The sequence below is a fragment of the Mesorhizobium sp. M0633 genome, assembly GCF_040320645.1.
In the GTDB taxonomy this organism is placed as follows: domain Bacteria; phylum Pseudomonadota; class Alphaproteobacteria; order Rhizobiales; family Rhizobiaceae; genus Mesorhizobium.
In genome coordinates, this window is sequence record NZ_JAMYQC010000067.1 from 1 (window position 1) to 10,657 (window position 10,657).

The following is a 10,657-nucleotide window of genomic DNA, read 5'->3' on the forward strand; positions in this document are numbered from 1 at the left end:
TCGCTGCCGCGCGAGCAGCTCGTTTTGGTTTTTCTGCCGCAGCTGTTGCTGGCGCTGCCGCCTTGCGCCCCAGGCCTATTGATTTCGCCAGGGCCGAGCGGGTGGCTGCGTAGTTCGGCGCCACCATCGGATAGTCGGAGGGCAGGTTCCATTTCTGCCGGTATTCGTCCGGACTCAGATTGTAATGCGTTCCGATATGACGCTTCAAGGATTTGAACTTTTTCCCGTCTTCCAGGCATATGACGAAATCAGGTGACACTGACTTCTTGATCGACACCGCCGGCTCCAGTTTGGCTGCGATCGGAGCCACAGGTCTGCCGATCCCTTGCAAAGCGACATAGACATCCCCGATCAGCTTCGACAACTCGCCGACCGGCAGCGGATTGTTCGAAACGTAGGCGGAAACGATGTCGGCGGTGATTGATACGAGATCAGCCTGGTCGCTTGGGTCTGGAGAAACGGTCATCGAATTTCCTCTTGTGTAAAGGGCGCTTTGAAAACGGATAGTCTGTCTATTCGGCAAATGATTGATTATTCTCCAACAAACCTCATTCGTCGCAAATATCAAGCCGGCAAGCTTCGCCTCCCATCGTTCTGCCCGGCAGCGGACAGAGTTGCCGATAAACCGGGAAGCAGCAACACTTCCCTCTCGTCTCCCGCGCGAGGGTGCAGACCTACGCACGTAGGCTCTACGAAGCCCCGCCGCTGCATCGCAGATTGAGCGATGAACATGCGCGCTCGATCCTTATGTGCCAGAAGCGGTCGTCGATGCTCAGAAATCGGCTCCCTCGAAGTATTTGGCCTTCAGCCATGTGTTCGACGGTCCGCTTCTGTAGCCGCTGTCGGCGCGCTTTGAGATGATGCTCTCGAGCCCCACCTTCTCGATGGCCCGAAAGATCGCTAGTCTAGCGCACTGCTCTCGAAATGCTCGCTGTACTGGATCTTGCCGAGGCCGTGCTCAACCAGTTGCCACAGCGCCTGCTTGCGCTGCAGCAGGGGCAAGGAGGCTAGATTGCGACCGTCGAGATGAAGGATATCGAACGCGACGAACACCAGCCGGCTCGGTTCGTGCCAGATCGCGGCTTCCAGCGCAGGGCAATGGGGAGCGCCCTGCTCGCCTGGAACAATGACCTCGCCGTCGATAATGGCAGCCCGGCATGGCAGCTCGGCAGCCAGCGCGATGGGCCAGTATTTCGTGGTCCAGTCACGGCCGTTCTTGCTGTAAAGACGCACGCCGCCTTTATCGATGATGATCTGCGTTCGGTAGCCGTCAAGATTGACCTCGTGAAGCCATCCCTCATCTTCGGGCGGCTCCTTGACCCGAGTCGGGATCTGCGGCGGAATGAACTCCAGCCGGCCGCCGTTCACCTTGGCACGCTTACTCAATGACGCCACCTTTGATCGCGCAGCGGCGGCTGATCGGCACAGGGAGCCCGACATCCCCCCAACCTGGACGCCTGCCGCCTGTGCCGAGCCCCCGCCGAGCCATTGCGAGCATCTGCGCACCAGGCCGGATTGTCGTTAGCTTCGCATCCACATACTTGTCCTGGCGTACATATCTCGCTCGTTGCGGCGGTCTTGCACCACGCAGTCCTTTGGCTAATTTCGAGCGACCTGGTTAGTCCATCAAAAGCACCAGAGCGGGATGCAGCTTCTTCAGATTCGGCAATGATTTCGATTGCCAGGGTATGTCGGGCGCTCCACGCACGACGAGTCGAACATCGGGATGCTTGCGCACCTCGATGGTAAATTTCGCCAGCAGGTTGATGCCGGAAGAGTTGAGAAAGTGAAGGTCCTTCAGATTGAGCGTAATGGAAGCGGGATTCGAGGCAAGCACACTGGTCGCCAACGCCGTGATAGGCGCACCGGCGTCGGAACTGGCAAGCCGCATTGCACCGTCGAAGAAAATTTCGCTTCCTTCAATCCACACGCGGTAGTCGTCTGTCCTGATTTCCATAGCCTGGCTTCGTTTCCTCTAATTGTGAATTTGAGAGATCGGAATGGAGGCATATGTCTCCAGGCAAATCCGATCGCTTTCGTCGGCGGCGCTGAATATCCAAGCCAGGCGCGCGCCGTAGTCGCTCATCAACGTCAGCAATCCAAGTCCGGAGCCTCCTACGTCGGGGTTCGCGGCATTGGCTTCAATTCGCTGTATCAGCAGGTCCATGGGGTCGCCAACCGTGATGTCCTCCAGGAGACTTTGGAACTCGGACGCATCTTCACCATCGACGTCATTCGACACCTTGAGCTTGAAGCTTTCCGAATCCATCGACGCCTCGATCAAGATCTCACCCGGTGCGCGAAACTTGACGGCATTTTCGATGAGTTCGTTGACCAGATATCCAATGCTGTGCCGCACTTCCATGTAGTCATTGCGGGACGACCGGAAGCGCAATGCGAAAAGATCGGCGATGAAGTCCGAGGTCGTGGCACAATGACGCCAACTCAAGTCGAGAGGTCCGTCGAACAGCCGCACGCGACTGACACTCTCCTTCATCCCGATTGCAACGTCAGGGGTCCCGAACAGCGTTGTCATGGCTATGTGTGCCTTATGATCACGAGGGTGATGTCGTCGTGGATCTTCTGGATCCCGATATGGGCCATGAGATCCTCGATGATCCCGGTTTTGATTTCCTCGGCGCTCCCGCCTTGACGTTTTCGTGCGCTCTGGCAGAGGCGCTCGAACCCGAACAGCCTTCTGTCTTGGTCTTCCGCCTCGGTCACACCGTCGGTGTGCAGCACGATCACGTCGCCACTGCCGAACAGGATGTCGCGCGTGGCAATGAACCTCGAGATGTCATTTTCCAGGCCAACCGGCAGACCGAGATCCATCGTGTCGATACGTTCGACGTCCCCGTCCGCACGCACGACGAGAACGTCCTCATGCTGGCCGGATAGCGTTACCCGCTCATCCTCGAAGTCAAGGAAGGAAAGCGAGAGATGCTTGCCGGTGTTCGTCCGCTCGATGTTCTTGTAGATCGCTCTGTTCAGCCGATCCAGAAACTGGTGCGGATCCCCCTCGTTGGTCTCCTGCAGCGCGCGTGCAACGGATTGCACCATCAGCATCAGCACGCCGCTCTCGAGACCATGACCGGTCACGTCGCCGATGCCGATCTTGACCCGTGACCCGTTCTGCAGGACGTCATAATAGTCGCCGCCGACCTCGTCGGCCGGCCGCATGTAGGCCGCGATCTCCAGCCCCGGAATCGCTTCGAGTTCGAATTGTTTCGGCAGGACCATCATCTGTATCTGCCTGGCGACCGCGAGTTCGGCGCCAAGGCGGACGTTCTCGTCCTGCAGCTTTTCGTTGAGTGCGGAAATCTCCTGATTGGCGTCCCCGAGTTCCCTGGTTCGTTCGTCGACGAGTTGCTCAAGGTTTTCAGTGTGAAAGCTGATCTGCTCGGCCATCCGGTTGAAAGCGATTCCTGCCGCTCCAACCTCGTCGCGCGTCGGAATGTTCACGCGGACTGAATAATCTTTGGACTGGAGCCGCTGGGCGGCGCTGGCAAGCGCCCTGAGGCCCGCGGTGATCCGCTTCGAAATTCCGAGCACGGCCGCAAAAACAATCAGAAGCGAAACGGCGATCGCCGCGATCTGAAACAGCAGGATACGATTGGTTGCGCGAGAAATACTCTCCTGCGCGGCGAACAGGGATGCATAGATCTCCCGTTCGGGAACGACGATCCCGACCGACATCGTTTCGGACTTGATTGGTCCCGAACTCCACAGATTGGTCGGCTTCAATCTTTTGAGGACAACAATATAGGGAACGTGTTCGCCCTTGTTGTCGAGCATGATATGCTGAATGGCACCGTCATTGTTCTGGTCTAGAGGTAGTGACGCGATAGCCGGCTGCGTACTTCCCCGCAGAGACCTTTCCAAGCCGGTGACGCCCTGCGTGCCCGCATCGCTCGATGAAGTCAGGCCGATGATCGCCTGGCCCGACGGATTGATCGCCACCACGTTGCCAGTCGACATCGTGAGGAAGCCGAACCCGGTTTCAGCGATCTGCACCCTTTCGACGACTTTCGCGAGCTGATCGAGAGTGATGTCTGCTCCCGCCGTACCGGCGATACCGGTGCGATCGCGCGTCCATAGCGGGTGGAAAAAGCTGACGATCAGCTTTCCCGTGATTGCATCGGTGTAAGGCGCTGTCTGGGTAATATCGTCAGGGACCGGACGTGAGGCTGGATCCCTGGCCCATTGCTGCCATGAACCATAGATTCCCGGAAAGAAGAACTCCCAGAATTCCGCCTTGTTGTGGCCTGGATAGAGTCGGTCGAAGGTCTGTGCCTGATCCGTATACGGTACCGTCCGGAAGATCGGCCGTTCTTTTGGACCAATATAGTACATCTGCAGTTTGGAGGACCCGCTGGCCATGAGAGTCGGCGCGACGAGATCGATCACGGTACTGTCTTCTATTTCCTGCTGAACGCTCGGCAGCGGACTGTGGTCGGCGCCCAGCAGGTAGCCCCAGACGCTTACCACGGAAGGCGCGCCCGGCAGATTCTGCGCCCAATCGCCCTGCGCGTTGTAGACAACCTTCACGGAGCCGGGCGCCTCATGCGAAAGCGTGGCTCCGACCTGTTGCTGCCTCCTCGGATCGTCGATCTGGGCCTGCAGCACGCCAGCTAGCGCCTTGACGTCCCCGTGAACCCGATCGAGCAGCAGGTCAACGCTCAACGCCGTCGACTCGGCATAGGAACGAATGTATTCCTGGTTTGCGTTCGTCAGGCCCTCACCGACTTCCGATGTGGCGTCGCGCGACAGTTTTTGAACGTTCCAAAGCGCCAGACCACCGCTCAGCAGGAGGTCGAACAGTACGGCGCCGCCAACGACCAATACGAATTTCGCTCGAAAGGAGCGCAGGCCGAAGCGCGGTGTAGGCTCGTTATCGGCTTTCATTGTGGCCGTCGCCCCGATGCGACCCAGATCGGCCAACCCGCATAACCCTTGGGGTGTAGTGCAGCGAAAATGTGATCCTCGAAGCCCTGCCGGAACCGTGCGACGAACTCCGGTCCGTCACCGCGTCTGGTCGCCATCTCCCCGGCATAGACATCCGCCCAGGCTGCAATGACGTCGGCGAAGTCCTGCGGATCGCCGTCCAGGTTAGTGACCATGAAGGTCTCCACAAGGATGTCTTCGAATCCGGCTTCCACCAGGTATCGCCGACTCTTGGGCCCAAGCTCGACGTCCATCTCGAAATGCCCGAACAGCTTCGCCACCTCGTTGTAGGTCCAACGAATGCTTTCGGCGCGCGGCTCGCCGAGGCAATGCGAATTCTTCTCGTTGGTGATATAGACCCGCCCGCCTGGCTTGCAGATGCGGTAGAGCTCCTTGAGAATGAGTTCAGGTCGATTGAAGATTTGAAGGGAATGTCGGCAGGTGACCAAGTCGAACTGCGCTTCGTCGAGCAGCATCTCCGAGGCATCGCCATAGCTATATTCGATGCCCCGGATGTCGAATTCCCGCATCACTTGTCGAGCATAGTTCAGGCTTGATATGGAGTGGTCGAGGGCGACGATCCGCGATGGCTGGAACTCCTTCTGCGCGAGCACGGCGAAATCACCGATCCCGCAACAGATGTCGGCCATGACGATCCCGGGCCTCATGCCGTGTCGCGGCAAGATTGTGCGCTCGTGGCGCCAAGTCATCTTTGTCTGAGTGCGCAGGATGGGTACGAACCCGCCTTCCTCAAGAAAACCCTGCCCCGGATAGAATTCAGTGTCATACTCCTCGACCGTGATGTTCGGTTCGATTCCGCTCAGGCGACCGAATTTTCGCGAGGTCCATCCGACGACGCTTGACGTGATGACCACGAATTTGAGATCGGGTCGAGCGCGACAAGCGTCGATGATGATCCTCGAAAAGCTGTGAAACGCAGCGTTGTTCATCTGCGTCAGGCGCCTGACATTGACGTAGAGAACGCCGCGCACATGGCCGATCGCATCGCGGAGCAATGCTATGCTCGGCCCAAGCTCATCGATCGCCTGAGGCCGGACCACTCCCGATATGGAGAACTCCTGGTTATTCGCGTCGTATTGCGCCTTGAAGCGCGGGAGAAGGCCGTAAGGGTTCAATTTTGAAAGCCCTCGAGCGGAAGGTCCACGACAAGCTTGATTGCATCGCCGTCGGCGTCCTCGATCCAGAGTGTCGCGTTGTAGTCAACAGCCAGTTCCAGGAGTACGACCTCGCGGCTGGGCGCGAGATCTCCCGACACCGAATTGAGATACCGCTCTCTGGCCTCCATTCCTACGAACTGCGACACGGCTTCTTCGTAGAATTGGCGCTCCTCTGGCACGCAAGGAAATGTTAACTCGATCCTATCCGTCGCGCCATGGCGAGACACCCTGCATGCCAGTTCGCCGTCGGCATGGCGAGTACGAAAGGCGACTTCCAGCAATTCGTTGAAGGCAGAGGAAAAGAGATTTGAATGGTGGACCGAGTCTGACCTGTTTTGACTGATCATCCGGGCCACGTATGTCGAGACATAATCGCAATGCTTCCAAGCGGAGACAAAAGCTTTGATTTCCATGTCGATCTGGATCATCGGCTCAAAAGTCGGCTCGCCAGCCAGGTCATGATGAACAGGTCCCATCGGCATCCTCACTTGTTCCATCAGTATTGAGCTCTCGCGGGGTGATGGCCTCCGCCATGAAAAATTTCTCCGCGCCCCGTAATGAGTCAGTCTCGCACCGACTCGAAGAATTGCGCGATATCTGCCTCGATCGTTCTAGAAATCTCCGCCTCACCGTTAACGAAGGGCGCAAGGCGCTAGAGCGCTTGTTTTGATTCCTCCATCGCTCGTACCACCCTCGGCGGGGACCGCTTGATGAAATCGCTGATCGCCTCGGCTCCGAGCGGCCGTCCTAGGTAATTACCTTGCAGGCAATCGCAATGTTCCTTGATCAGCCACCGTGCCTGTGCCGATGTTTCGACTCCCTCCGCAGTGACATTTATCCCTAGGCCGTGCGCCAGATTCATGATGGATCGCACGATCGTTTGGCTTTTGAGGTCGGTCTCCAGGTCCGCAATAAAGTACTGATCGATCTTCAAAGTATCGAAGGGAAAGTTCTTAAGATAGCTTAACGATGAGTAGTATGTTCCAAAATCGTCGAGCGAAATTCGTATTCCCAGGACATTCAGCGTATTCAATGTGTCTATATTGTCGATCGTCTTCTCAAGTAGAACCGTCTCGGTTATCTCAAGTTCAAGTCTGTCGGCTTCAATCCCAACTGCGTCGATGACCTGAGCGACGGTGTCCGTCAGCGAACCGCTAAGGAACTGAGCTGGTGACAGGTTCACTGCGACTGTCAGCGAGGAAGGCCACGTCAACGCCTGGCGACAGGCTTGCTCGAGCACCCATCGTCCAATCTCGTCCATCAGACCGTCGGCTTCGGCGATCGGTATGAACACGTTAGGTGGAATGATTCCGACCTCAGGGTGCCGCCACCGCAGCAGCGCTTCGAAACCGATCACCGACGAGGGAGGCCGAATGAGCGGCTGATACTCCAGATAAAGCTCGCCCCGCTCCAGCGCGGTTCGAAGGCTGCGCCTCAGATTCTCGCGTTGCTCAAGCAAGAGCAGCATCGAACGGTTGAATGTTCGAGCGCAGCCGCGTCCATCTGTCTTGGCCGCGTAAAGAGCAATGTCAGCGGCTTTCATCAACTGTTCGCCATCGGTCCCGTGCTCCGGCCCGAAAGCAATTCCGATACTCGAGCCGACGAACACGGGAATGCCGTTGATGACGAACGGGTCCTTGAACGCGTCGACCAGCGATCCGGCGAGGCGCTCAGCCTCTGCTGGCTGCTCCTTTCCCAATTGGATGACAGCGAACTCATCGCCGGCATACCGGTACGCGGATTCGCCGTCCTGCAGCGCGCCGCGGATACGACCCGCCGCGAGCTGAAGAAGCGTATCGCCTGCTCCATGACCGAGCGTGTCGTTGACCGCTTTGAAATCGTCAAGGTCGATCTGCAGCAGGGCGGCTTTCGGCTTTGGTTCGCCGAGGGCCGCCAGTGCTTGCTGCAGCCGCTCGCCGAATCGCCGCCGATTCTGCAGTCCGGTCAACACATCGTGCGTCGCCTGATGGAGCAGAATTACATGCTCTTGCTCCTCCGCTACGCTCCGCCCACCGCGCTCCCTTGATTCGATGATTCCCACACCATTTGCAGTGGAGAAAACGAAAGCGGAGCGCGGCGCTTCGCCCGATGATCGCGGCAAATCGATGCTTGCCGGCGGGCCGCCGTGGAACACACGAAGAAATTCGTCGCGATATCTCGCATCGAGGAAGCTCGGGTAGATCTCCCAAACGGAGGCACCCGGCGCCACCGCGCCTCCGTACACGCCTTTGAGCTTGGTTGCGTAGTGGGTCAGACAGAAGTCGCGGTCATAGAACGACAAAAGTTCGGCCGTGTTCGCCAAAAGGTCAGCGAGAAGCGCTTCGCCGGGACGTAGAACATCGCTTGAGGAAGGCCCCTCACTCCCCTTGCCGACGCCTGATGCCTCTGGGTGCAAGAGCCACCTCCATAGGCGGTGCGAATCCACGTCCCCCATTCCAGAAATAGCATAACTGGCAAGCTTGGCAAATTTTTCAATGCGCAGTCTTAACAAGTGCCGCATGCGGCGTAGTTGCAATGTGTGCTCCGCTGTGATTGGCAGCGACAACGATGAACAATCGCAGTTGGTTATTAAATCGGGAATTGTTGCGAATTGGCTATATGATTGATGGCGTGGTGGACGCGACACGAAATATTCTGGTCCATGAGGCGGCGTGGTCTTCCCCTGTTTTGAGCCCGCCCCATCTCAACCACCGCCGATCTTGTACTCAGCTTCCGAGCGCTTTGAGCCAACCTTCAAAGGAAGACGCCTTCTCGTGTTCAGCAAGCGAAACAGAGTGGGCGGGGCGCGGTAACACCACAGTACTGCGGCCTTCGCGGGGGCTGTAACCGAATTCCTTGCTGAATGCTCGGCTGAAATTAGCCGCTGAACTAAACCCGAAGGCCTCAGCAATATCGACAATTCGCCGGCTGTCCGCCGGATCGCTAAGCGCAACATGGGCTGCCAGAAGTCGGCGACTTTGTATGTAATGGAGAACACCACCGCTCGGTTCGAACAATTGATAGAGACGAGAGCGCGATACGCCGAGCGCCCGGCACATTGAATCCGGTGCCAGATGAGCCGCATCCAGATTGTTTTGGACGTATCGACGCGCTCGCTCCATCAGCGCGACACTCGCCAATTGTTCGGCGGCCGCGGCATGTTCCGCCGGAGGCGCGAGGCAGGCAATGATCATGCTGCGTGTTGCGTGTACGATGCGGGGCAGATCTTCAGCCGTGAGACTGCGCAGTCTTGCTTCGATGCTGTTGACGTAGTCGACAAAGAGGTTGGCAAAGTTGCCGGACATAATTGAATTGTTCTTTGCGTCGAGGGTTGACGCCGCATCAGAGAACAAATCACGCGGCAGATAGAGAAAGAGGCTTTCCGAGTCCGTTACCCTCCCGCGAAACGGGTAGCCAAGCGATCTGATCTCCAACTTGCCCGGCTGGTTTTCTGCAACGCGGCGATCGACCTCCGTCCACGACCGGCCAGTTCGTGGCAAGACGATATACCAGTGATCGATCGAACTGGATCGGAGCTTCGCGGCGGAACGCAAGTAGCTATGTGCCGGCGCGCGCTGTTGAACAATCAGCATGCCACCGAGATTCCAGGCTGTGTGGTCGGCGGGAAAACCATCGTTCAGCGATTTGTCATCCGGCAACCTGACCTCGACAAGCGGCGCCATTTGCGCTTGCCAAGCGGCGAATTGATCCCCTGGCGCCAGTTCGAGCGTTGAAAAGGGCAGAGGTTCGAGCGCCGGCGCGAGTGATGGAGCGGCCTCATTGCGGGGTTGACCTTCGCGCGACCAACGACGTCGATCACGGTCCCGCGGCTGCCTCGCAGGAGCCTCGTCTTGCCTCTTAGTGTCCATCGCGTGGTGCCATATCCGAATCGGGTATGCCCATGCCCCTCTCAATCATGTGGTGTATTTCAGGCATCTGGCAAGGCTGGCGGAACTCGAGTCGACCGAAACGGCGATCACGCTGGATTACAGTAAGAAATGCATTCCGAGATAAGTTTCTGGATGCGAAGATAACGACACTCTTCAACCTGATGCGTATAGAATCTAGCACCGTGAAATAGTAGTTGAGGATGTCACCGAAATGAGCACAAAGCTAAACAGCGAAGCTCGTCGCAAGATAATTCTTGATGGATACCGTGACAACGGGCCGTTGAAAGTTATTGCGGTAAAGATCGGATGCTCGCTGGCGAGTTTGAAAATCACCGCCAGCAAACTCGGATGTACACGAACTCCTAAAGAAGCGGCGGAATTTCGGCGCGGACTTCACGTCCGGAAGTACGCGCTGAGTTTGGAACTATTAACAGAGAAAGCATTAGGCAGCAGGTAAACTGGACACCTCGAAAAACCTGGCAATCGAGACCGCATTTTGATTCACTTCGCCTGGTGATTTGCACGGAGGCGTTGGATGCGAGGCCAGGCTGGATTCTGGGACATTGACGAGCGTTATGTCCGGCTGAGCGCGGCCGGCGATCCACTGGAGAAGCTGAACGCGGTGGTGCCTTGGGAGGTTTTCCGGAAACCGCTGGCCAAGGCGCT

10 protein-coding genes are annotated in these 10,657 nt (G+C 57.5%); 1 reads left to right on the forward strand and 9 read right to left on the reverse strand.

The genetic code is table 11. From position 1 onward, the window contains the following. From NKI47_RS33780 to NKI47_RS33820, 9 genes are all read right to left on the reverse strand, one after another. Window positions 1-466: Ros/MucR family transcriptional regulator (locus NKI47_RS33780; protein ID WP_352595931.1), on the reverse strand; the 466-nt coding region annotated here is incomplete at its 3' end. Window positions 467-900: 434 nt separating this feature from the next. Beyond that, complete coding sequence (locus NKI47_RS33785; protein ID WP_352595914.1) at window positions 901-1,440, reverse strand: ATP-dependent DNA ligase; 540 nt, start codon at window positions 1,438-1,440, stop codon at window positions 901-903. A 178-nt stretch (window positions 1,441-1,618) separates the two neighbouring features. Beyond that, window positions 1,619-1,957 carry a slr1659 superfamily regulator gene (locus NKI47_RS33790; RefSeq protein WP_352595916.1) on the reverse strand — a complete coding sequence of 113 codons (339 nt, stop codon included), beginning with the start codon at window positions 1,955-1,957 and terminating at the stop codon, window positions 1,619-1,621. Window positions 1,958-1,975: 18 nt separating this feature from the next. Next, complete coding sequence (locus NKI47_RS33795; RefSeq protein WP_352595918.1) at window positions 1,976-2,536, reverse strand: slr1658 superfamily regulator; 561 nt, start codon at window positions 2,534-2,536, stop codon at window positions 1,976-1,978. Window positions 2,537-2,538: 2 nt separating this feature from the next. Then, the gene (locus tag NKI47_RS33800; protein WP_352595920.1) at window positions 2,539-4,905 is read right to left on the reverse strand and encodes a SpoIIE family protein phosphatase; all 2,367 of its coding nucleotides are present in this window, start codon (window positions 4,903-4,905) and stop codon (window positions 2,539-2,541) included. After that, window positions 4,902-6,080 carry a methyltransferase domain-containing protein gene (locus tag NKI47_RS33805; RefSeq protein WP_352595923.1) on the reverse strand — a complete coding sequence of 393 codons (1,179 nt, stop codon included), beginning with the start codon at window positions 6,078-6,080 and terminating at the stop codon, window positions 4,902-4,904. Before NKI47_RS33805 ends, NKI47_RS33800 begins: the two co-directional genes overlap by 4 nt. After that, entirely contained in the window at window positions 6,077-6,598 is a 522-nt protein-coding gene (locus NKI47_RS33810) for a ubiquinone biosynthesis methyltransferase UbiE (protein WP_352595934.1), read from the reverse strand. Before NKI47_RS33810 ends, NKI47_RS33805 begins: the two co-directional genes overlap by 4 nt. Window positions 6,599-6,774: 176 nt before the next feature. Further along, the gene (locus tag NKI47_RS33815) at window positions 6,775-8,556 is read right to left on the reverse strand and encodes a putative bifunctional diguanylate cyclase/phosphodiesterase (RefSeq protein ID WP_352595937.1); all 1,782 of its coding nucleotides are present in this window, start codon (window positions 8,554-8,556) and stop codon (window positions 6,775-6,777) included. A 271-nt stretch (window positions 8,557-8,827) separates the two neighbouring features. Continuing rightward, the gene (locus NKI47_RS33820) at window positions 8,828-9,970 is read right to left on the reverse strand and encodes a helix-turn-helix domain-containing protein (protein WP_502898123.1); all 1,143 of its coding nucleotides are present in this window, start codon (window positions 9,968-9,970) and stop codon (window positions 8,828-8,830) included. Window positions 9,971-10,202: 232 nt separating this feature from the next. Between NKI47_RS33820 and NKI47_RS33825 the strand changes: the two genes are divergently transcribed. Continuing rightward, a complete protein-coding gene (locus tag NKI47_RS33825; protein ID WP_352595928.1) occupies window positions 10,203-10,448 on the forward strand; it encodes a hypothetical protein in 246 nt (81 codons plus the stop codon). Window positions 10,449-10,657 lie beyond the last annotated feature (209 nt).